Source organism: Lactobacillus sp. UMNPBX4 (assembly GCF_002554115.1).
Taxonomy (GTDB): domain Bacteria; phylum Bacillota; class Bacilli; order Lactobacillales; family Lactobacillaceae; genus Lactobacillus; species Lactobacillus gallinarum.
In genome coordinates, this window is sequence record NZ_PCZF01000006.1 from 1 (window position 1) to 23,585 (window position 23,585).

Genomic DNA, 23,585 nt, shown 5'->3' on the forward strand with positions numbered 1-23,585 from the left:
CCGAAAGGCATCCTAAATCTCACAGCCGTTTACACAAGTTTTTATACTGAACCTTTATTATTGCAATTTACGAAAATAAATTAACTGAAATTTTGACGAAAAAATAAACCCAAGCTTTTTGCTTAGGTTTAAATATTAATCGATATTATTTCTGTAAAGGCCAACTACTTTACCTAAAATACTTACTTTGGATAAGATAATTGGTGCCATTGTATCGTTTTCTGGTTGTAAACGGTAGTGATCGTCCTCTTTATAAAAACGTTTAACTGTAGCTTCATTTTCATCAGTCATGGCTACGACGATTTCGCCGTTATTAGCGGTATTTTGCTTTCTGACAATGACGCTGTCACCGTTTAAAATTCCCGCATTAATCATACTCTCACCGTGAACTTTTAACATGAAGAGTTCACCAGCATCGTTTTCAAGATCAGGTGGAAGTGGAAAATATTCATCTATGTCTTGAACTGCTAAGATAGGTTGACCAGCAGTGACCACACCAACAACTGGGATTTTCTTTGGCTTAATGCCTAATTCCTTTTTACCTTCATCGGTAATTTCAAGTGCACGAGGCTTAGTTGCATCCTTGATTAAAAGACCTTTGCGTTCTAAGCGGGCTAGATGACCGTGAACAGTAGATGTAGAAGAAAGTTTGACCGCAGCACAAATCTCTCGCACTGTTGGTGGAAAACCACGGCGTTCTACAGTATCATAAATATAGCGTAAAATTTCTAGTTGTTTAGTATCGTTGTTTTTCTTAGACATAATTTTTCTCCGTTATTGTAAAAAAGATAATATTTATGATTATTTTAACAAATAAATAGCATAATCTCAAACAAATGTTCTATAAAAAGCATCTTTTTTTATTGTATAAAATACGGTAGACTAAAGATTGTTAATGTGAGGTGAATATAAAATGAATAAAGATGCAATGAGTAAAGAAGAAGAAAAAAAGGTAACTGATCGAATTAATGAACTTTACCATAAGAAAGAAAAAGAAGGCTTAACTCCCGAAGAGGAACAAGAACGTAAAGAACTTCACAAAAAATTCCTTGCCAACTTCAGAGCTGCATTTAAGCAAGACGTTGAAAATATGGTAATTATCGATAAAAACGGTAAAGAAGTAACCTCAGAAAGAGCAAAACGTGCTCAAAGAAGAAAAGGTCTTAGAAAAGATTAATTAAGCCTTTTAAAAAAGTGAAAAATTATGTAAGATATTATTGTTAGTTAGATGGAGGATATAATATGAATTTAGGTTTAGCAATATTTTTGATTATTATTGCACTTTTAGTTGGTGCAACAGCAGGTTTTTATGGTGCAAGAGCATACATGAAGAAGTATTTTAAGGAAAATCCTCCTATTAGTGAAGATATGATCGTTGCTATGATGTCTCAAATGGGACAAAAGCCTTCTAACAAGAAGGTTCATCAAGTAATGAACATGATGAAGCATCAACAAAAGTAATTATTAGATTATTTTGTGGTGTTAAGGCGAGGGATTATTCCTTCGTCTTTTTTGGTGTTCTTTTTAAAGAATGGAGTGAGTAAATGAACATATTTAAAAAACTGGGTTGGTTTTTTAAACAAGAAAGGAAACGTTATATTATCGGAATTACTTTTCTTGCTTTAACCTCTTTAGCCAACTTAATTCCGCCAAGAGTATTAGGACTGATGGCAGATCAGCTGGATCAAGGTCACATCTCATGGGGGCAATATGGGATGTTGGTTCTAGCTGTTTTGGCTGCCGCCTTCGTTTTATATATTTTGCGCTACTTTTGGCGTAAGCAAATTTGGGGCGGGGCCGCAGAACTAGAACGACAAATGCGTTCTAAACTGTTCGACCACTTTATGATCATGGACAGAACATTTTATCAGCGCCACCGAACCGGTGACTTGATGGCCCATGCAACTAACGATGTGACTTCTATTCAAAACGTAGCCGGTGATGGCGTTTTAACTTTAGTTGACTCTCTTGTCATGGGATTATCAACTATGATTGCCATGATCATTTTCGTTGATTGGCGTCTGACTATCGTTGCTTTATTGCCACTGCCATTTTTGGCACTAGGTGCTTGGAAGCTTGGGGGTCGTTTGCATGATGCTTTTGATAAATCACAGGCTGCTTTTTCACGTTTGAATAATAAGACCCAAGAATCCGTTTCAGGCATCAAGGTGCTGAAGACCTTTGGTCAAGGAAAAGAAGATACTCAGGCCTTTGACAAAATGGTCGATGACACAATTAATATCAATAAAAAAGTGTTTGTATGGGACTCCTTATTTGATCCATTGGGTACGGCAATTATCGGTGCAACCTATGTAATTACCATTATTTATGGTGGACTTTTAGTTACAAATAAAGTGCTATCGATTGGTCAGCTCGTTTCCTTCATTGCCTATATTGCCAACATGGTTTGGCCGATGTTTGCGATTGGTTATTTGTTCAATATTTTGGAAAGAGGTAGTGCGAGCTACGACCGTGTAGAAAAGCTACTTTATGAAAAGCCGTTAATTACTGATGCCCACGCTGATCAAAGTATTAGGGCTCAAGACTTACAAGGTGATTTGCATTTTGATATTAAGTCGTTTGCTTATCCTGATGAAAAGGATATTCCAGTATTAAAGAACATCGATTTCACCTTAAAACCTGGTCAAACTTTAGGTTTAGTAGGTCGTGTAGGTGCTGGTAAAACGACAATCATTCAGCTGCTATTGAGAGAATTCGACCAATATGACGGTGAAATCACCTTAAATGGCATCAATATCAAGAAAATTCCGCTTAAAGTTTTACTTAGCCAAATATCTTATGTTCCCCAGAACAACTTCCTCTTTTCAACGAGTATTGGTAGAAATATTGCTTTCTCAGAGGCAGATGCAGGCAAAAATGAGATTGCGGTAGCTGCTAAGAAGAGTGATTTGCACGATGATGTTTTACAAATGCCACAGGGCTATGAGACTTTAGTCGGTGAAAATGGACTTTCACTTTCTGGTGGTCAACGTCAAAGAATGTCCATTGCCCGTGCTTTGCTTAAAGATAGCCAAATTTTGATTTTGGATGATGCTTTATCAGCGGTTGATGCAAAGACTGAAACCGAAATTCTAACTTCTTTGAGAAATGAAAGAAAAGATAAGACCACGATGATTGCGGCACATAGATTGACATCGGTCATGGATGCCGATTTGATCTTAGTCTTAAAAGACGGTCAAATTATTGAACGAGGCAATCACCAAGATCTGCTCAAAGAAAATGGCTGGTATGCGGAAATGTGGCGTAGACAAGAATTGCAAGCAAAGGTGGGTGAAGATGTAGATGAATAATGAAGAAAAGCAAGAATCAGTGTGGTCTAAGGCAATCCCATTTAAAGAGCAGGTAGCGATTTTTAAACGTTTGATGGGCTTTGTTAAACACTTCAAGTTTGAAATGACCATTGCCTTGATTGGTGCCTTCTTAGTCAGCATTATCAATATTTTGCTTCCGCGTGGATTGCAATATTTCTTAGACAACTTTTTGCTTAAACAAAGTGCAACTGTCCAAATTATTCTGTTTGCGGGTTTGCTTTATGCAGTAGGTTCCATTTTAAAAGCGGTCATTCAGTTTACTTACCAATATTTCTTTGCTTTGGGTTCTGAAAAGACCTTGGAAAGCATTAGAAGAGCGCTTTATCGAAAATTGCATAAGTTAGGGATGCGCTATTTTGACCAAACTCCTGCCGGTTCAATCGTTTCAAGAGTTACTAACGATACGATGACTCTTAGCAACTTCTTGACTGTGCTTTCAACTGTAGTAATTGGTGCTTTTTCTGTGGTTACAGCATTGGTCGCAATGTTTACTACGAACGTGATTGCGGGCTGGATTGTTTTAGCGTTTGTGCCAATTTTGCTCTTTGTTATTTGGCTCTATTCGCAAAAGAGTTCGCGGCTTTATCGTAACTATCGTGAACGGTTGAGTAGAATTAACGCTAACTTGAATGAGTCAATTGAGGGCGTCTCGATTATTCAGCAGTTTAACCAAGAAAAGAGAATGACCAACCAATTTGAGGGTGAAAATGGTGGGTTGATGAATACGCGTTTCAACATGATCCGTATTAACTCATTGCTGCTTTCACCTTTGACTAGTTTGCTTTATTCATTGGCTTTAGCTGTAACGTTGATGTATTTCGGTTTTCCATTGCAGGCAACATTTGTGCCAGCTGGTGTGGTATATGCTTTCTCACAATACTTATCACAATTGTTTAATCCAATTTCAACTATGATGGACCAGATGACTTTCTTCCAAGATGGTATCGTAGCCGGTAAGAGAATCTTTGCGATTTTAGATGATGAACAATATGAGCCAAAGCAAAATGCTCAAGAAGGATTGACTATCAGTCGCGGCAAGATTGAATTCAAGCACGTTAGTTTCTCATATGATGGTAAAAATGAAATTTTGCATGATATTTCATTCGTAGTAAATTCAGGTGAAACTTTAGGTATTGTGGGTCATACTGGCTCTGGTAAAAGCTCGATTATCAATGTAATGATGCGCTTTTATGAATTTGGTAAGGGCGAGATCTTAATTGATGATATAGATATCAAAAAATACCCTAAAGAAGAACTGCGTAAAAAGCTGGGGCTTGTTTTGCAGGAACCATTCATGTTTTATGGTGATATTTCTTCTAATATTCGTTTATATAATAAGAATATTACCGATGAACAAATTAAAGACGCAGCTAAGGCAGTTCAAGCAGATCAATTTATCGAAAAGATGCCAGGTAAATATCACGCAAAGGTAATTGAAGGCGGCGAAGAATTAAGTCAAGGTCAGCGTCAATTAATTTCTTTTGCTAGAACATTGGTTACAGACCCTAAAGTTTTGGTATTGGACGAAGCTACAGCTAACGTTGATACCGAAACTGAAACTATGATCCAACAGGGACTTAAACGTTTACGTAAAGGTAGAACAACTTTAGCGATTGCTCACCGTTTGTCTACAATTGCCGATGCGGATCAAATTATCGTGTTAGACAAGGGGAGAATCATTGAACGTGGTAACCATGAACAGCTTCTTGCTAAGAAGGGTTACTACTACAATTTGTATACTCTGCAGAATAATGAAAATAAAGAGTAGTTAATAAAAGACGTTTTCCATGATTGCAAACGTCTTTTTGTTATAATGATTAAAAAGAATGAAATAATTATTAATATTCATAGGAGGAAAAATGAGAAGATTTTACGCTGTTCGCGGTGGTGCGGGCGATGTTGCAGAACCAGATGTTAATGCTAAGCCACAAGATAATTTATATTTGGCTGTTAATTCAAATTGGCTTTCTAAAGCTGAAATCCCTGCTGACCGTACTTCAACTGGTGTCAACTCAGAACTTGACATTAAGATTGAAAATAGAATGATGAAAGACTTTGCCGATATTGCTGCAGGCAAGGAAAAGATGCCTGATATCAAGGAATTGGATAAGGCAATTGCTTTGTATAAGATTGCTAAGAATTTTGAGAAGAGGGATGCAGAAGAAGCAAACCCTATTCAAAATGACTTGCAAAAGTTATTATCATTAACTGATTTTGCTGACTTTGGTAAAAAAGCTAAGGACTTATACATGGGTCCATATATCTTGCCATTCGTCTATGGCGTCGATGCCGATATGAAGAATACCGACGTTAATGTCTTATACTTTGGTGGTCCAAGTACCTTCTTGCCAGATACAACAACTTATAAGACAGAAGATGCTAAGAAGCTATTAGACATTTTGCAAGATCAAAGCATTAATTTGTTAATGATGGCCGGTATTGGCAAGACCGAAGCAAGAGTATACGTTGATAATGCATTGGCTTTTGATGCAAAAGTTGCCAAGGTTGTTAAGTCTACTGAAGAGTGGGCCGACGATGCTGCTATTTATAACCCAGTTTCATATGACAAATTTATTGCTAAGTTTAAGTCATTCGATATGACAAAATTCTTAGATGAACTTTTACCTGAAAAACAAAAGCGTGTAATTGTGATGGAACCACGCTTCCTTGACCATGCAGAAGAATTAATCAATGCTGAAAACTTTGACGAAATCAAAGGCTGGCTGCTAGTTAAATACATTAATAGCGTAGCTAAGTACTTGTCACAAAAGTTTAGAGAAGCAGCCTTTCCATTTAACCAAGCAATTACTGGCGCACCAGAAATGCCATCACAAATTAAGCAAGCCTATCGTATTGCCAACAGTGCCTTTGATGAAGTAGTTGGTATTTTCTATGGTAAGAAGTACTTTGGCGAAAAGGCTAAGCATGACGTTGAAGATATGATTCACAACATGCTTAAGGTTTATGAAGAAAGAATCAACCATAATACTTGGCTTTCTGATGAAACTAAGAAGAAAGCAATTGTTAAATTAAATGCTTTGGTTCTTAAGATTGGTTATCCAGAAAAAATTGAAAAGATTTTTGATTTGTTACAAGTAGATCCTGAAAAGAGCTTATATGAAAATGAAGCTGCTATGGATAAAGTTCGTACCGAATATGAACTAGAGAAATTGACTAAGCCGGTTGATCGTTCAGTATGGCTCATGCCAGGTAACTTGAACAACGCTTGTTACGACCCACAAAGAAACGATTTAACTTTCCCAGCTGGTATTTTGCAAAAGCCATTCTATGATATTAACCAATCAAGAGGTGCCAACTACGGTGGTATTGGTGCTACTATTGGTCACGAAGTTTCTCACGCCTTTGACAACAACGGTGCCAAATTTGATGAAAATGGTAATATGAACAACTGGTGGACCAAGCAAGACTTTGCCGAATTTAACAAGCGTGTGGGCCAAATGATCGACATTTTCGATGGTTTGCAATATGGTCCAGCTAAGATTAATGGTAAGCAAGTTGTTTCTGAAAATATTGCTGACCTTGCTGGTTTAGCTTGCGCCGTTCAAGCAGGCAAAAATGATGGTGCAGATTTGAAGGATTTGTTTGAAAACTACGCTAGAAGCTGGATGGAGAAACAACGTCCAGAGGCAATTAAGACTGAAGTTCAAACCGATGTTCATGCGCCACAACCAACTAGAGTAAATATTCCGGTTCAATGCCAAAATGAATTCTATGATGCATTTGGCGTTAAGAAGACAGATGGTATGTGGCTTGATCCAGAAGATAGAATTACAATCTGGTAAAAATAACAAGAATCTATATTGGCCTAAGTGAATAAGATGAAGATAACCCATTAGGTTATGTAGCATTGACCTTTGATAAGCTTAACCACCAAATTTTAGGTGGGGTCGGAATGTCTACTTATGATTTAACAGGTCAAGGAAATGTCCTTAGTTTAGCTATTAGCCATAGACTTACTTTAGAAGATTTTGCAGAACAAGATTTCTTCTTCTCACCAAGTTTTGACCGTCAATGGAGTATACTTAACTTGGCGGCCCAACATACCTTAGGCTGGGCTAAATTTTAATTTAATGAAAGTAGGTCTCAATATGAAGTATCCAGAAACAAAAGAAAAGTTAAATGAATTAGTCATTAATTTATTGCATATGCATATGATTGTTCGCCGTCACCATTGGTATATGCGCGGCAGTCAATTCTTGAAGTTGCACCCATATCTTGATGACTTAATGGATGAACTAGATGATCAGATTGATGGTCTTGCAGAAAGACTAATTACCATCGATGGTTCACCTGTTGCCACTTTAAGGGAAGTTGTTCAATTAAATAAAATTCCTGGTGAAAAGGGGAGTTGGGACTTCACTAATACACAAAGACTTGAAAAGATCATTTCAGGCTATCGTTATTTAGATAAGCTCTATGAAGAAGCGCTTGAAGCTTCTGATAAAGAAGGAGATTACTCTACTAATGATATTTTGACTGGTTTCCATACAGATCTTGAAAAGCGGCTTTGGATGTTAACGGCTGAACTTGGTCAAGCTCCAGATATTGATGCATAAGTCGTAAATTTAGAGAAAATAGCGAATCTGTAGTGGTTCGCTATTTTTTATGGCAAAAAGCTCTATCACAATTTACGTAAGCACCTGAAATTTGGACTGTAATTTCGAGGCTTTTGTTATGTCTAAATTATCTGAACGAGACATTAATTATTTCTGAAACTTGCGAACTCTGTTCGCGGGTGTGTCATTGTTTCATAGCTTCTGCTTTAGTTTTACGCTTTCCTTCAGGTCTTTGTCTGTGTTGCAGGTTTATCCATCATTTGGCCCGACTAGACATCTATACGCGCACACGAAAAAATTGATGGTCAATTCCTTCATTAATAACGTCACTATTAGTGATACACAAGAAAAATGCTACCAAATCAGTCAGATTTAGTAGCATTTTTTAGATTAATTAAAGTAAATTTTAGAAAAGATATTTATTAGGCAAGACAGTTAGGTAATGTTTATTTTACAAACCCTGCACTAAACCAGTTAGTTGCGCTTGGTTTAACTGACCATCCAGTTACTTTTTTATTAACAGCGGTTAGTGAATATGAATTAGTGGTAGGTACAACATAGGCCTCATTGTACATCCATTTTTGCCATTTTCTGAATGCGTCAACACGATACTTATGGTTGAAAGCTTTTTCTGAGTCAATATCAGCTAAAAGCTTAGTTTGCTTAGGTGAAACGAAACGAGCAAAGTTGTATGGTGCAGCTTCATTGTAAAGGTCGTTAGGGGATGGTTCACTTGAAAGTGACCAGCCACCTTCAAAGACATCAATTTTTGGATCATCAGATTGAACTGCTTGTACCCAATTGTTAAATTCCATTGGACGACCGCCAACAAACTTAACGTTCAAACCGATTTTCTTCCATTGTTGGATATAATTACGCCATACGGGCTCTGCGGTAGTAGCATTGTTTCTAACAGCTAAATTAATAGTAAGCTTCTTTCCGTTAGGTTGAACTCTGAATTCGCCTTTCTTTTTATATCCGGCTTTATCTAGTAATTGGTTGGCTTTCTTCAAGTTATATGGGTAACCTTTAATTGAACTATCGGAAAAGTCACCAAATTGTTCTGGAATCAAAGTATTAACACGGAATGCTAATCCTTGGTAATAGCGTTTAGCAACAGCATCAATATTCATTGCATAGGCCATTGCTTTACGTAATGCTGGATTATTCATCTTGGCATTCTTATTTTCAACATTCTTTCCTAGCTTCTTATCCCATTTACCAACTTTAAAAGCTAAGTAGCTATAATTAAGTGGAACTTCACCAATAAAGTTAGTATCAGTTGCATTCTTAGTTTGATCCCATTGTGTATTAACCACATCAGCAATATCAAATTTATGATTTTTAATGGCTTGGGTAGCAGAACTGGAGCTGACAACAGATGCAGTTACTTTTTCAAAGTTTGGTGTACCACGCCAGTAATAAGGATTACGCTCCCAAGAAACAGATTGACCACGAACAATATTAGATACACGGAATGGTCCAAAAAATAGTGGGGATTTTCTGACCTTGTCACTAGATAAAAGCTTTGAAAAAGGTACATCCTTTAAGTAATGATAGGGTTCAGCATATTCCCAGAAATATCCATTACCTGATTGAAGCATACCAGGCTTCATTTGCTTGAAATGGAGTACGACTTTGCGTCCATTTTCACCATCAGGCATTTCAATTCCAGAAATTTTCTTGCTTTTGCCTTCATGATATTCAGCTAAGCCAACAATATCAGCTAAAGATTCAGTATATCTTTGTGATTTAGAGTCTTTATTTGCAATAATTTCATAAGCAAATTCAACGTCTTTAGCATTCACTTGCTTACCATCTGACCACTTAACTCCTTTTTTCACTTCGATTGTGATAGTCTTAGCTTTCCGATTTAGTTTAAAAGTAGCAGCTCCTTTATTATTGATCTTATATTGATCATCTGTTGAAAATAAAGTTTCTAGACCTGGGCTTTGTACCTCACCATCAATTGTAGTATCTGATAATTCTGGTAAGAAAATACCAGTGAATGGACTGTCTGTTTCAAGAGCATAGGTTAAAGTTCCCCCTTTTTTAATACTTTTTACGGGAACAGTTTCGCTAAACTTATGATTAGTTTTATTTGCATTACTACTGTTTGTATGTTTGTTATTACCACATGCAACTAAACTTAAAGCTGCTCCAGAAATAAGTGCTAATGCACCAAAATATTTTCTTGCTTTAGTCATGATAAAGCGTACCTCCAAAGAAATTTTATTAAATTATATTTTAATTTTATTATATGATTATTAAAAAAGCAAATCGTTTTTTTTACTTTTGTTAAAAAATATAAATAAAATTAAAAAGATTAGATCTTAGGATACTTAAAACATGATAGAGATAAGTCAGATCCCTGAACTCTATATAGCAGAATATGCAAAGTGCTAGGGAACATAACGATCGTAAGTTGATGAAAATTAGGAAAGATAAATGAAAGTATTTTTTCACTTTTAGCTTATTATAATGCGGAAAATAGAACATGCATTTTAGTAGGATTTCAAACCGCTTAGAAATGACAATATTAACATATAATGGTGTATTGATGGACAAGCTTTAATTAGCACCAAGCGTACATCTTATTACTACAATTATGATAGTATCAAGACATTAGAAAAACCATACTCCGATAAAATATCGAAATATGGTTTTAAAATAGAGTGATCTAAAATATGTCCCAAATTTGGCGTTCGCATCAAATTCAACTAGCCTTAAATTTAAATTAATTATTTGAATTTTATTCTTCTGGTGCAACAGCCAAGTTTGGCATAGTTGCAATGTCGTTCATATCAATGTATGACTTTTGACCCTTAATGCCGTATAAAGTCAAAGTTTGGTCGCCATTTTTAATAGTCTTAGTGCGGTCAACACTAACTTTGCTGCCAGCAGTTAATTCTTGGCTAACTGTTTTACCTTCGGCATCGTAAACAGGGACTTTAGATTCATTGCTATGCTTACCTAAAGTTACAGTTTGGTATGCAGCATATAATGGTTCATTATTTACGTAACTTACATTAGATACGCGGATATATGCGTTTTTACCGATGCTGTAATATTGGTGGCCCTTAATAGTCTTAGTTGATAAAGCCATCTTTTTGCCATCATTTACTAAGAAGCGGTATGCATCACTAGCAGCTGTTTTAATCAAGCCGGTGTAGTTTACAATTCGAGATCTACGCAATAAGACACGCTTAGAGTTCTTAGTTACGCGCTTACCATTTTTGTCGTAAACATATGAATTATTAGCAATATATAAGATGCTCTTGCCGTTTAATGTTGAAATTGCGGAAGTCGGAACGTACTTGTCTTTAGCGATCTTATAAGTATATTCATTGTTGATTAACTTAGGAGCGCCGTAGTATTTAAAAGTAGTGCCGTTCTTAATCTTTTGATTCTTTTGTTTGCCAGCAGCATTGTAGACACCGATTACACTACTATTGTTATTGCCAACAGTAATTGTGCCAGTTGACTTTTTAGTAGCAGCTTGAGCAGTGGTGATTGATGGATTTACAAGTGCAATAGCTGGTGCTGTTAAAGATAATGTGGCAGCAGCTAAGCTGATTGATTTAATGAGTTTCATGGATATTCCTCCCTTGAAAATATCAATATTTTATTTGCTATTATTATACGCTATTATTATACGCGTGGTGCTAGTTAAATTGTTTTAGTTAACAAAAAAAGTCCAATCTTGTTAGACTCGACTTGTAAACATATTAATAGAAAAGAGTCTGACTAGATTGAACTACCCTAAGCTTAAGCGTTTTTCTCATCCTAACACAAGTTAGTTTTAGTCGTTTAAATATAATTTGTCGCTGTTTGTACAAACTTCATGCCCCAGATGCATTAAAGCAAAGACGAAATATCAATCGATGTAAAATATTTGACAGTTCTATTCTGGCCTTGCTTATTTGGCAGGCTTCATTGGGCGTTGAATCTCAAAGAAGATTTTGTGAAAAGCTTGTTAATTTATCTCACTCTCGCTTTAATCGCAGAGCACGCATGCTTTTGCCATTAATCTATTTAATTCGACATGGCTTTAATGAGGAAGTAGATCTGTCAGGCGACATCTTGATTATTGGTAGCTTTCCTGTGCCAGTCTGTCAGCCAATTCGCAATCGTCGAGCAAAGATCTTTCGCGGCTATGCCGATATTGGCTATAAGGCAACCAAAAAAATCTATTATTATGGTTTTAAGGTTCACGCTATTGTTAGCGACGACGGCTACTTGCTAGATTATATCGTAACCAAGGCCTCAGTTCATGATGCTAAGGAAACAGTAGAACTGATTACTAACGCTCATCCTGACAATCGTTACCTTTTGGGCGATGAAGGATATTTGGGCAAAAACCTGCATCAACGCTTAGAGCAAATGGGCTATACGCTTTGGACACCATATCGTAAAAACATGAAGAATGCTCAAAAGCACAATAAGCACTATTTAATGGCACTCAGAAGGACCATCGAGAGTGATTTTTCGCTTTTGTCTTACTACAACGCTGAAAATAATCGAGCTAGAAGTTTAGCAGGTTTTCAAGAGAGACTCGAAACTGCCATTTTAGCTTATAATATGGCATATTGTCTAGAACGATTTAACTAGCACAACGTGTATTTGAATATATAAAAAACCCCATCTTAGCATGAACTGGATGGGGTTTTAAGATACTTCAGTTTTTGACGCTTACTTTTCTGTTTTAATTACTTAAGCATGTAATTTCTAGTCATTGGTAAGTTCTTGCCAGAAGGGCCCTTGGTAAGCAAGTATTGGATGACATCGATATTGCCTGATTCAAATGAAGCAGCACAAGCATTTAAGTACATGTCCCACATACGAGTGAAACGTTCGCCCATTTTATCTTCAACTTGATCACGAACAGCATTGAAGTTCTTGTCCCAAATTTCAAGAGTTCTTTGGTAGTGACGACGAAGAGCTTCCATATCAGTGATTTGCAAGCCACTGTCAGCGATGTCGCCGACAATTTCTTGCAAACCTGGAATGTAACCACCTGGGAAGATGTATTTGTTGATCCAAGCGTTAGTAGCACCACCTTGTTGACGAGTAATACCGTGGATCAAAGCAATACCATCTTTGTTTAAGTACTTGTAAACATCTTGGAAGTATTTAGGTAAGTTCTCTGAACCAACGTGTTCAAACATACCAACTGAAGTTACGTAATCCCAGGTTTGATCACCAAGTTCACGGTAGTCTTCAAGTCTAACTTCAGCTACATCTTGCAAGTTTTCATCGTAGATACGCTTTTGTACTAATTTGTATTGTTCTTCACTCAATGTAACACCGGTAACCTTAAGACCATATTCGTTAGCAGCAGTGAGCATCAATGTACCCCAGCCACAACCGATGTCGAGTAAAGTTTTGCCTTTTTGTGGGTTTAATTTGTTTAAAATGTGGTGAACTTTAGCAATTTGAGCTTGTTCAAGATCATTTTCATTACTATCTTCAAAGTAAGCACAAGAGTAAGTCATAGTAGGATCAAGCCATAACTTGTAGAAGTCGTTACCGATATCGTAGTGGCTTTGTACGTCTTCTTCACTTTGCTTTTCAGTGTGCTTTTGCTTTGGTAAAAATTTGCGGAACTTTGAGGAACGCATGAAACTGTCGGCACTTTCGTAAGCACCAAAAATTAATTTTTGAATATCCCCGTGGATTTCAATTTTCTTATCCATGTATCCTTCACCAAGTGCGAGTGAAGCATTTCTAGTAATGTCGCCCATAGGGATCTTTTCGTTAAAGACAATTTCGATTTCAGGAGTACCATTACCGTAGACTTCGCTTTTACCGTCCCAGTAGGTTACTTTAACGGGAAAAGGGAAGGACTTGCTAAGCATCGTTTTATAAAAAGTTTTTTCTAACAATTGCTTTTTCCTCCAATATTTAAAACCTAAAAGTATTTTAACACTTCTTTCTTTTTATTTGCTAATGGGATGAGAGCAAAATAAAAAACAGCTAATAGCTGTTTTATTTGGCAACATAATGGAAATTAGGGTCTAATTCTTTATCCAAGCTATTCCAGGCATCTTCAAGTTGCTTGAATAAAATTTGTTCATTTTCATGAGTTAATTTAGTTTTACGATCAATTGTAATTGGATCACCAAAGTTAACTTCTAGGGGTTTGCGCTTAAGCAGTCCTTTAAAAGTTAATGGACCTTGATAAACGACGGGTACCATTGGCTTTTTGGACATTTTAGAAATTAAAAGTACGCCACCTTTTAATTCAGCAGAGTGTCTTGTGCCCGATGGAAAAATGATTAATGATAATTCCCCTTTTCTTAATCCTTTTACTGGGATTTTTAATGCAGATGGTCCTGGATTTTTTCGATCGACAGGAAAGGCATGGGCATGATCTAAAATAAAACGTAAAACCGGATTTTTGAATAGTTCGATTTTAGCCATGAACATAAATTCCATTGGACTAGCACCTAAGGCAAACAAGATAGGTTCCCACCAGGTACGGTGAGGTGCTACTAAGATATAGTTACCTTTAGGTAAACGATTCTTGTGATGAATATGTAAGTGTCCATTTAGTACCCATACGATAAAGCGGGCAATCGGACGAATTATTTTATAAAACATCTTTTTGTTCCTCCAATTGTTGTAATATTATAAAAATAGATAGACAAGAAAGGCAAATATTTTTATGGTAGAACTTAAAGATAATGAACGAATTGATTATATGTACAGTGATGATTTGCGGATTATCCAAGATAAAACTGCCTTTAGCTTTTCTATGGATACATTGCTTTTGGCTTATTGGGCTAAGAATCAAATTCGTGATCGCGATAAAGTAGCAGATTTATGTGCGGGAAATTGTGCTGCAACGATTTATATGGCTTACTTCAATCGTGCGCACTATGATGCAATTGAGATTCAAGACGAAATATATTCGCAAGCTAAGCGTTCTATTGAACTTAATCAAATGGAAAATCGTATAGCAGTGTATAAGGATAATGTACTGAATGCCGCAAAATTTTTGCGTAAGGATAGCTACGATGTAGTAACAGTTAACCCACCTTACTTTAAGGCCCCTGAAGGGCATGAGGTAAACCCAGATAGAAAAAAAGCAATTGCTCGTCATGAATTGTTAATTAATTTAGAGCAAATTATTGAAGTTGCCAGTGGCTTATTAAAAATGAAGGGGAAGATGTTTATGGTGCATCGACCTGAGCGATTAGGCGAGATTTGTTACTACTGCATGAAGCATGATTTGAGTGTAAAATTAGTGCAACCATTTGTGTCTCACCGCGGAGATGATGCAAATTTAATTATCGTTGAAGCCGTAAAGCACACTGGGACAGATGGAACTGAACTTAGGGATGCAATCGAAGTTCATGACAAAAATGATGAATTTAAGCCATTAATTCAAAGAATAGTTCGAGAGACCCCTGAAGATAAAGCTAAACATGACGCCCGAGGTAAATACTATTTTTACGTTTTGCTTTGTAATGATGGTAGTTTTTATGGTGGCTTTACTAATGATTTAGATCATCGCCTGAAAATGCATAATTCTGGCAAAGGCGCTAAATACACCAAATCTAGGCGACCAGTTCGTATGATTTACCATGAGCAATTTGACGATAAAAGATTAGCTTTAAAAAGAGAGTATTGGTTTAAGCACCATTCACGCGCTTGGAAAGAAAATTTTTTAAGAGAGCATAATATTAATTTTTAGCTTGAAAAATAAAATTATTTTTTGTAAAATAGGCGAGTATGCTGTGTTAGCATATAATTTTTAAAACACATCAAGAGCGATCATCATCGTGGTGCCCTAGGTAGTGGTTTGATGATGAAATGAACGCTTGAGAGGATATAAAACCATAGGAGGAATATAAATATGGCAGACGTTGTTACAATGAAGCAATTGCTTGAAGCTGGTGTCCACTTTGGTCACCAAACTAGAAGATGGAACCCAAAGATGGCTCCTTACATTTTTACTCAAAGAAATGGTATCTACATCATTGACTTGCAAAAGACTATCAAGATGTTAGATGATGCTTACAACTTTATGAAGGCTGTTGCCGAAGACGGTGGCGTATTCTTATTTGTAGGTACTAAGAAGCAAGCTCAAGACTCAATTGCTGAAGAAGCAACTCGTGCAGGTCAATACTACGTAAACCAACGTTGGTTAGGTGGTACTTTGACTAACTGGACTACTATCCAAAGCCGTGTTAAGAGATTAAAGCAATTAAAGGAAATGTCACAAGACGGTACCTTTGATGTTCTTCCAAAGAAGGAAGTTGCACTTTTAACTAAGGAAATGGACAAGCTTGAAAGATTCTTAGGTGGTATCGAAGATATGCCAAGAATCCCAGATGTATTGTTCGTAGTAGACCCTAAGAAGGAAAAGATCGCTGTTCACGAAGCAAACATTTTGGGTATCCCAGTTGTAGCTATGGTGGACACTAACACTGATCCAGATCCAATTGACGTAGTTATCCCATCAAACGATGACGCTATTCGTGCTATCCGCTTAATCGCTGGTGCTATGGCTGACGCTATCGTTGAAGGTAAGCAAGGTCAAGATGACGAATCTGTTGAGGTTGACTTTAAGGAAAATGCTGATGGTTCAGAAGAAATCGTTAGCGCTGAAGAAAATCCAGAAGACTAGTTTTTACTGTTAGTTCCGTAGGAGGATCTATTAATGGCACAAATTACTGCAAAATTAGTTAAAGAATTACGTGAACGTACTGGTGCTGGCGTTATGGACGCTAAGAAGGCATTGGTAGAAGTTGAAGGTGACATGGACAAGGCTATCCAATATCTTCGTGATAAGGGTATGGCTAAGGCTGCTAAGAAGGCTGACCGTGTTGCAGCTGAAGGCTTGACTGGTGTTTACGTTAATGGTAATGTAGCAGCTATCACCGAAGTTAACTCAGAAACTGACTTTGTTTCTTCAAATGATAAGTTTGTTAACTTAGTAAAGGACGCAACTAAGACCATTGCTGAAGGTCAACCTGCTGATATGGAAGCAGCTAAGGAATTAAAGATGGACGATGGTTCAACTTTAGATCAAGCATTCGTTAATGCAACTGCTACCATTGGTGAAAAGATTGTTTTACGTCGCTTCGCTTTGGAAAAGAAGAATGATGATCAAGAATTTGGTGCTTACCAACACAATGGTGGCCAAATCGGTGTTATTACCGTTTTAGAAGGTGCCGATGCAGCTACTGCTAAGCACTTGGCAATGCACATTGCAGCTATGAAGCCAAAGGTTATCTCACCTGACGAATTAGATGATCAATTTATTACTGATCAATTAGCTGTAATGAACCACAAGATTGATCAAGATAATGAAAGTCGTGCATTGGTACACAAGAAGCCATTGCCACACCTTGTTTATGGTTCAGAAAAGCAATTAGCTGATGATGTTTTAGCTAAGGCTAAGGAAGACATTAAGGCTGAACTTAAAGAAGAAGGCAAGCCAGAAAAGATCTGGGACAGAATTATCCCTGGTAAGATGCAACGCTTTATCGATGATAACACTCAAGTAGATAAGCAATTTGCAGTCTTATCACAAGACTACATCATGGATGATAGCAAGACTGTTGGCGAATTCTTGAAGGATAAAGGCGCTAAGTTAGTTGCTTTCCAACGTTTCGAAGTTGGTGAAGGTATCGAAAAGAAGCAAGAAGACTTTGCTGCTGAAGTTCGCGAACAAATGAAGTAATTTAAAAATTACATTATGATAGAAAGGAGGAGTACATTAAGTGCTTCTCCTTTTTATTTTTTATTATGATTGTTTTTACTATCAAGACATTGTTGAGTTAGATATGGTAGAATGATTAAAGCTATTAGAGGAGGTCACTATGAGTCAAGTTAAATATAAACGTATCATTTTAAAAATATCAGGTGAAGCTTTAGCAGGTGATAAGGGAAATGGAATTAATCCAACTGTAATTGGTCATTTAGCTAAAGAAATTAAATCTGTTCATGATTTAGGTGTTGAAATCGGCATCGTATGTGGTGGCGGTAATATGTGGCGCGGTGAAACCGGTGCTAAGTTAGGCATGGAACGTGCACAAGCCGATTACATGGGTATGCTTGCTACCATTATGAATGGATTAGCATTACAAGATGGTCTTGAAAAAGTTGGTGTTCCTACTAGAATGCAAACTTCAATTGAAATGAGACAAATTGCTGAACCTTATATTAGAAGAAGAGCACTCCGTCATCTTGAAAAGGGGCGCGTAGTTATTTTTGGTGGTGGTACAGGTAACCCATACTTCTCAACTGATACTACTGCTGCTCTTCGTGCTGCTGAAATTGGCGCTGATGTAATTTTGATGGCCAAGAATGGTGTAGATGGTGTTTACTCAGCTGATCCTAAGACTGATCCAACAGCTACTAAGTTTACTGAATTAACTCAACTTGATTTGATTTCAAAAGACTTGAAGGTTATGGATAGAACTGCAAGTTCACTTTCAATGGATACTGAAATTCCATTAATTGTATTTAACGTTAATACTCCAGGCAACATTAAGAAGGTTGTTATGGGTGAAAATATTGGTACTGTTATTAGAGGTGACAAATAATGAATAACGAAACTATTAAAAAAGCACAAGATAACATGGATAAATCTATTAAGGTTTATCAAAAGAGATTAGCTTCAATTCGTGCCGGTGTAGCCAATGCTGCTCTTCTTGACAATGTTCAAGTTGAATATTATGGTGCACCTACTCCATTGACTCAAATGTCAAGTATTACTATTCCAGAACCACGTGTTTTGCTTATTACTCCATATGATCAAAATAGTTTGGATGATATTGAACATGCTCTTTTAGCCTCTAATTTAGGCTTAACTCCAGCCAATGATGGTAAGGTTATTAGATTAGTTATTCCTCAACTTACTGGTGAAAGAAGAGAAGAAATCGCCAAAGAAGTTGGAAAATACGCTGAGGATGCTAAAATCGCCGTTAGAAATGTTCGTCGCGAAGCTATGGACGCTTTGAAGAAAGAACAAAAAGACGGCAATATTACTGAAGATGAACAACGCAATTTAGAAAAGCAAGTTCAAAAGGTAACTGATGATTCTACTAAAAAGATTGATCAACTTGCTGATGAAAAGCGTAAGGAAATTACTCAAGGTTAAGCATGAGCAAGACGGATAATGAATTAAATCATTTAGCCATTATCATGGATGGTAATGGACGCTGGGCTAAGAAAAGGCACAAGCCTCGTTTTGTAGGACATCGTGAAGGCATGGATAATGTTGAGCGAATTACCCTAGCGGCTAATAAGTTAGGAATTAAAGTGCTAACTTTATATGCTTTTTCTACTGAAAACTGGGCTAGACCTAAAGAAGAAGTAGCTTATTTAATGAATCTTCCCGTGCGCTTTTTCGACAAATACATGCCGACTTTGATGGAAAATAACGTTAAAGTAAACATTATGGGTTACTTAGACGAATTGCCAGAAAAGACTTATAAAATAGTACAACGAGCAATGTCAGAAACTGCTCATAATACTGGCTTAATTCTTAATTTCGCTTTTAATTATGGCTCTAGAAGAGAAATAACGACTGCAATGAAAGAATTAGGTGGCATGATTGAAGCTGGTGCACTAAAAAGTGAAGACATTACCGAGAAAATGATCTCCCAGCACTTGATGACCAAAAATTTTGGCAAGTATCAAGATCCTGACCTGTTAATTAGGACATCAGGAGAACAAAGAATATCTAATTTCTTATTGTGGCAATTAGCTTATTCAGAGTTGGCTTTTAGTGATAAAAATTGGCCAGATTTTGATGAAGATGATTTAAGAAAATTTGTAAATGATTTTAAGCACCGTAATCGGCGCTTTGGTAAGGTAGACGAATCGGATAGTTAAATATGAAACAACGTGTAATTACGGCAGTTATTGCCTTGATTTTATTTATTCCAATTGTGCTTGCAGGTGGCCTTTGGATGGATTGGTTGACTGTATTATTTGCTGCAGTCGGCATTAGTGAGATCTTTTTAATGAAAAAACAGATTTTGGTCTCATTTGATTTCTTGCTAGCATTGCTTGCAACTTTGACATGGACAGTGCCGGATGCATTTTTTAAGGCATTCCCACCTAATATAACCAAATTCGGAGTATTCTTTGGAATTGTTATGCTGTTCTTAACCTGGACAGTACTTTCTAAAAATAAGACTACTTTCGATGATGTTGGTGTTTACATCTTGGCATCACTTTATATAGGGATTGGCTTCCACTACATGGCAGCCATTAGAGCTTACCCGCAAAATGGTTTAGCTTTATTGGGTTACGTGTTCGTAGTTGTTTGGTCAACTGATATTGGTGCTTACATGATCGGTCGTAAGATTGGTAAACATAAGTTATGGCCAGTAATTAGCCCTAATAAAACTTGGGAAGGATCAATTGGTGCCGTTATTTGTGCATTGATTTGTAGTGCAATTTACCTAGCAATTTTGAGTCACTTTAACATTGTTTTTGGAGTTTCCGAATTAACTATGGTAATTTTGGCATTCTTCCTTTCAATTGTAGGTCAAATGGGTGACCTAGTTGAGTCAGCATATAAGCGTTTCTACGGTGTTAAAGACTCTGGTAAAATTTTACCAGGACATGGTGGTATTTTAGACCGATTTGATAGTATGTTATTTGTTTTACCCGTAGTAGCTGCTATCTTAGGTATTGTTCACTAGGAGAATTTTATTGAAAGGTATACTAATCTTTTTAATCGTTTTTGGCTTATTAGTTTTTGTCCATGAATTTGGACATTTTATTGTAGCCAAAAAGTCAGGTATACTTGTGCGAGAATTCTCAATTGGTATGGGACCTAAGTTATTTCAGATTAGAAGAAATCCTACTACTTATACTATCAGGTGGCTACCACTTGGTGGTTATGTTCGATTAGCAGGATCTGATGATGAAAGCAAATTAGATCCGGGCATGACTGTAATTTTGCAGTTAAATGATCAGGATGAAGTGGTTAGAATAGATGCTTCTGAATCTGACATGCCAATAGAGGGTATTCCCGTTCAAGTTACTAAGGCAGATTTAGTAGATAATTTAGTAATTGAAGGCTATGAGAATGGCGATGAAAATAAACCGGTAACTTACCATGTTAATCATGATGCAACTATCATTGAAAAAAATGGTACCGAATTAATCATTGCACCTCGTGATACTCAATTTAATGAAGCAAAGGTCTGGCAAAAGTTAGCAACTAATTTTGCTGGTCCTTTTATGAATATTGTATTAGGTTTTGTTGTGTTCTTAATCTGGACATTTACGGTGCCAGGTCCAGCCACAACTACTATTCAATCTACTACGAATGGTTCACCTGCTCAGATTGCTAAAATTGAACCAGGTGATCGAATTGTAGCGGTTAATGGTCAAAAGATTAATAGCTTTGAACAGGTAACTGAAAAAGTTAATCAAAGCAAAGGTAAGAGTCTTAAATTTGAATTAAGTAAAGATGGCTCTACTAAAACTGTAATAGTTAAACCAAAGGCTCATCGAATTCAGAAGCAAAAAATTTATCAAATAGGTATTGTTGCTAAAAGTAATGAAAATGCTGGCGTAAAATTAAAAAGAGGTTGGGATACGGCTGTTTCTACAACCGGTTTGATTTTTAATGCAGTAGGTAACTTATTTAGACATTTTAGTCTTAATAAATTATCTGGTCCTGTAGGAATTTACTCTCAAACTTCGCAAGTTTCACAAATGGGCTTTACATATGTATTAGCCTTTTTAGCAATGATCTCAATTAATTTGGGAATTGTTAATTTAATTCCAATTCCAGGTTTAGATGGTGGTAAACTTTTATTGAACTTAATTGAATTAGTTCGTGGTAAACCAATTTCAGAAGAACATGAGGCAATTGTTGAATTAATTGGCTTTGGTTTATTATTAGTATTAATTATTGCAGTTACAGGCAATGACATTTATCGCTATTTTATAAAATAATTAATAATAGTTAGTTTTGTTTTTACTTTAGGAGAAAGTAATGCGTCAATCAAAATTTTTTATGCCAACTTTAAAGGAAGCTCCATCAGATGCTGTGGCAGAAAGCCACAAGTTGATGATTAGAGGGGGATATATTCGTCAGGTTACTGCTGGTGTTTATGCTTATCTTCCATTAGGTTATCGTGTATTACGTAAGGCTGAAGGAATTATTGAAGATGAAATGGAAAAAATCAATGTTCCTGAAATGATCATGCCTCATTTATTACCAGCTACTTTATGGCAAGAATCAGGTCGTTACAAGAAGTACGGCGCTGAAATGTTCAAATTGAAGGATCGCCATGGCCGTGAAAGTTTGCTTGGACCTACCCATGAAGAGACTTTTACTGAAATTATTGCTAAGAACCTTAAGAGTTATAAGCAAATGCCATTAGCTTTGTACCAAATTCAAACTAAATTCCGTGATGAAAATCGTCCTCGTTTCGGTTTACTCCGTGGTCGTGAATTTGTCATGCTTGATGGTTATAGTTTTGCCGCAACTCGTGATCAATTAGATGAGCAATTTGATGATCAAAAGAGTGCATATAAGCGAATCTTTAAGCGTGCCGGTGTTACTGTACACCCAGTAATTGCTGACTCAGGTACAATGGGTGGTAAAAACTCAACTGAATTCCAAGCACCAGCTGCTATTGGTGAAGATACTATTGCTACTAATGAAAAGGGAACATATGCTGCTAACCTTGAAATGGCTAAGAGTATTGATACCTTTAAACAAGAACCAGAAGATGCCAAGGAACTTACTAAAGTAGCAACTCCAGATTGTGATACAATCGAAAAATTAGCTAAGTTCTTGAATGTTCCAGCAACTAGAATTGTTAAGAGTATTCTTTATATTGCGGATGATCAAAAAGTTTTGGTTTTAATTCGTGGCGATAAGCAAATCAATGAAGTAAAACTTGGACATGTTCTTGACGCTGATGAAGTCCATGAAGCAGACACTGCTGATTTGAAAGAAATTACTGGTAGTGAAAAGGGCGGCGTTGGTCCTGTTAATGCTGATTGGGCTGACAAGATTATTGCAGACGAAACTGTTAAGAATCTTTACAACGTAGTCGTTGGCGCTGGTGAAACTGATTACCAATTTGAAAATGCTAACTTGGGTCGTGATTTTAAGGTTGATGAATTTGCTGACATTAGAACAGCAAACGAAGGCGAACCAGATCCTGTTGATCATTTGCCACTTAAGTTCACAACATCAATCGAAGTTGGTCATATTTTCAAGCTTGGAACTTATTACACTAAGACTATGGGTGCTGATTTCTTGGATCAAAATGGTAAGGCTAAGCCTGTTATCATGGGTTCATATGGTATTGGTGTTACCAGAATGCTTTCAGCAGCTGTAGAACAACACTTGACTGAACACGGTGTTGCTTGGCCAAAAGAAATTGCACCATTTGCAATTCACATTGTTCAAATGAAAATGAATAAAGAAGATCAAACCGAATTAGCTGAAAAACTTGAAAAGAGGTTCAGTGAAAAGTATGATGTTTTATACGATGACCGTAAGGAACGTGCTGGTGTTAAGTTCGCAGATGCAGATTTAGTCGGTGCACCTATTAGAATTACGGTTGGTAAGAAGGCTGCTGATGGTATCGTTGAGGTTAAGAGACCTACTGATGATAAGGCAACCGAAATGTCAATTGATGAATTAGATAAGTTTGTAAATCAAGAGTTAGGATAA

Annotated in this window: 20 protein-coding genes and 2 pseudogenes; 17 read left to right on the forward strand and 5 right to left on the reverse strand. The window is 36.7% G+C overall.

Translation table 11 applies throughout. The features are described 5' to 3' along the window. Positions 1-135: 135 nt before the first annotated feature. A complete protein-coding gene (lexA, locus tag CP355_RS02000) occupies positions 136-762 on the reverse strand; it encodes a transcriptional repressor LexA (protein WP_098043773.1) in 627 nt (208 codons plus the stop codon). Between the two features lie 151 nt (positions 763-913). On the opposite strand from lexA, the gene CP355_RS02005 reads away from it, so the two are divergent. The 7 genes and pseudogenes from CP355_RS02005 to CP355_RS02035 all read left to right on the forward strand — a co-directional run bounded on the left by CP355_RS02005 (position 914) and on the right by CP355_RS02035 (position 7,909). After that, positions 914-1,177: a DUF896 domain-containing protein gene (locus tag CP355_RS02005; RefSeq protein WP_081776580.1), complete on the forward strand. Its 264-nt coding sequence runs from the start codon at positions 914-916 to the stop codon at positions 1,175-1,177. 65 nt (positions 1,178-1,242) lie between these two features. Further along, positions 1,243-1,461 carry a YneF family protein gene (locus CP355_RS02010; RefSeq protein WP_013438154.1) on the forward strand — a complete coding sequence of 73 codons (219 nt, stop codon included), beginning with the start codon at positions 1,243-1,245 and terminating at the stop codon, positions 1,459-1,461. A gap of 83 nt (positions 1,462-1,544) precedes the next feature. Beyond that, positions 1,545-3,311, forward strand: a complete 1,767-nt coding sequence (locus tag CP355_RS02015; RefSeq protein WP_098043774.1) for an ABC transporter ATP-binding protein — start codon at positions 1,545-1,547, stop codon at positions 3,309-3,311. Next, positions 3,304-5,100, forward strand: coding sequence for an ABC transporter ATP-binding protein (locus tag CP355_RS02020; protein ID WP_199161199.1), 1,797 nt, complete (start codon positions 3,304-3,306; stop codon positions 5,098-5,100). Before CP355_RS02015 ends, CP355_RS02020 begins: the two co-directional genes overlap by 8 nt. 91 nt (positions 5,101-5,191) lie before the next feature. Continuing rightward, positions 5,192-7,135: a M13 family metallopeptidase gene (locus tag CP355_RS02025; RefSeq protein WP_098043775.1), complete on the forward strand. Its 1,944-nt coding sequence runs from the start codon at positions 5,192-5,194 to the stop codon at positions 7,133-7,135. A gap of 35 nt (positions 7,136-7,170) precedes the next feature. After that, positions 7,171-7,419, forward strand: a pseudogene (locus CP355_RS02030) (FAD-dependent oxidoreductase); the annotation flags it as partial. Between the two features lie 22 nt (positions 7,420-7,441). Further along, a complete protein-coding gene (locus CP355_RS02035) occupies positions 7,442-7,909 on the forward strand; it encodes a DNA starvation/stationary phase protection protein (RefSeq protein ID WP_025006478.1) in 468 nt (155 codons plus the stop codon). Positions 7,910-8,355: 446 nt separating this feature from the next. On the opposite strand, the gene CP355_RS02040 is transcribed toward CP355_RS02035, so the two are convergent. Both CP355_RS02040 and CP355_RS02045 read right to left on the reverse strand, forming a co-directional pair. Continuing rightward, on the reverse strand, positions 8,356-10,116 hold the full coding sequence (locus CP355_RS02040; RefSeq protein WP_098043776.1) for an oligopeptide ABC transporter substrate-binding protein: 1,761 nt from the start codon (positions 10,114-10,116) through the stop codon (positions 8,356-8,358). Between the two features lie 545 nt (positions 10,117-10,661). Next, complete coding sequence (locus CP355_RS02045) at positions 10,662-11,504, reverse strand: SLAP domain-containing protein (protein ID WP_098043777.1); 843 nt, start codon at positions 11,502-11,504, stop codon at positions 10,662-10,664. Positions 11,505-11,661: 157 nt separating this feature from the next. On the opposite strand from CP355_RS02045, the pseudogene CP355_RS02050 reads away from it, so the two are divergent. Beyond that, positions 11,662-12,520: pseudogene (locus tag CP355_RS02050) on the forward strand (IS982 family transposase). Between the two features lie 98 nt (positions 12,521-12,618). Here the strand turns inward: CP355_RS02050 and CP355_RS02055 are convergent. Next, complete coding sequence (locus CP355_RS02055; RefSeq protein WP_098043778.1) at positions 12,619-13,794, reverse strand: cyclopropane-fatty-acyl-phospholipid synthase family protein; 1,176 nt, start codon at positions 13,792-13,794, stop codon at positions 12,619-12,621. Between the two features lie 103 nt (positions 13,795-13,897). Further along, positions 13,898-14,512, reverse strand: coding sequence for a 1-acyl-sn-glycerol-3-phosphate acyltransferase (locus CP355_RS02060; RefSeq protein ID WP_098043779.1), 615 nt, complete (start codon positions 14,510-14,512; stop codon positions 13,898-13,900). Positions 14,513-14,576: 64 nt separating this feature from the next. On the opposite strand from CP355_RS02060, the gene CP355_RS02065 reads away from it, so the two are divergent. The 9 genes from CP355_RS02065 (at position 14,577) to CP355_RS02105 (ending at position 23,585) form a co-directional block, all read left to right on the forward strand. Continuing rightward, a complete protein-coding gene (locus tag CP355_RS02065; RefSeq protein WP_098036244.1) occupies positions 14,577-15,608 on the forward strand; it encodes a GIY-YIG nuclease family protein in 1,032 nt (343 codons plus the stop codon). A gap of 162 nt (positions 15,609-15,770) precedes the next feature. Then, positions 15,771-16,544 (forward strand): 30S ribosomal protein S2, encoded by a 774-nt coding sequence (rpsB, locus tag CP355_RS02070; RefSeq protein WP_056945437.1) that lies wholly within the window; start codon positions 15,771-15,773, stop codon positions 16,542-16,544. 33 nt (positions 16,545-16,577) lie between these two features. After that, positions 16,578-17,603 (forward strand): translation elongation factor Ts, encoded by a 1,026-nt coding sequence (gene tsf / locus CP355_RS02075; RefSeq protein WP_098043780.1) that lies wholly within the window; start codon positions 16,578-16,580, stop codon positions 17,601-17,603. A 139-nt stretch (positions 17,604-17,742) separates the two neighbouring features. Continuing rightward, a complete protein-coding gene (gene pyrH, locus CP355_RS02080; protein ID WP_025005930.1) occupies positions 17,743-18,468 on the forward strand; it encodes a UMP kinase in 726 nt (241 codons plus the stop codon). Next, a complete protein-coding gene (frr, locus tag CP355_RS02085) occupies positions 18,468-19,025 on the forward strand; it encodes a ribosome recycling factor (RefSeq protein ID WP_025005931.1) in 558 nt (185 codons plus the stop codon). Before pyrH ends, frr begins: the two co-directional genes overlap by 1 nt. A gap of 2 nt (positions 19,026-19,027) precedes the next feature. Beyond that, positions 19,028-19,762, forward strand: coding sequence for an isoprenyl transferase (locus CP355_RS02090; RefSeq protein WP_025005932.1), 735 nt, complete (start codon positions 19,028-19,030; stop codon positions 19,760-19,762). Positions 19,763-19,764: 2 nt separating this feature from the next. After that, a complete protein-coding gene (locus CP355_RS02095; RefSeq protein WP_056945435.1) occupies positions 19,765-20,580 on the forward strand; it encodes a phosphatidate cytidylyltransferase in 816 nt (271 codons plus the stop codon). A gap of 10 nt (positions 20,581-20,590) precedes the next feature. After that, positions 20,591-21,847 carry an RIP metalloprotease RseP gene (rseP, locus tag CP355_RS02100; protein ID WP_098043781.1) on the forward strand — a complete coding sequence of 419 codons (1,257 nt, stop codon included), beginning with the start codon at positions 20,591-20,593 and terminating at the stop codon, positions 21,845-21,847. Positions 21,848-21,887: 40 nt separating this feature from the next. Continuing rightward, on the forward strand, positions 21,888-23,585 hold the full coding sequence (locus tag CP355_RS02105) for a proline--tRNA ligase (RefSeq protein WP_098043782.1): 1,698 nt from the start codon (positions 21,888-21,890) through the stop codon (positions 23,583-23,585).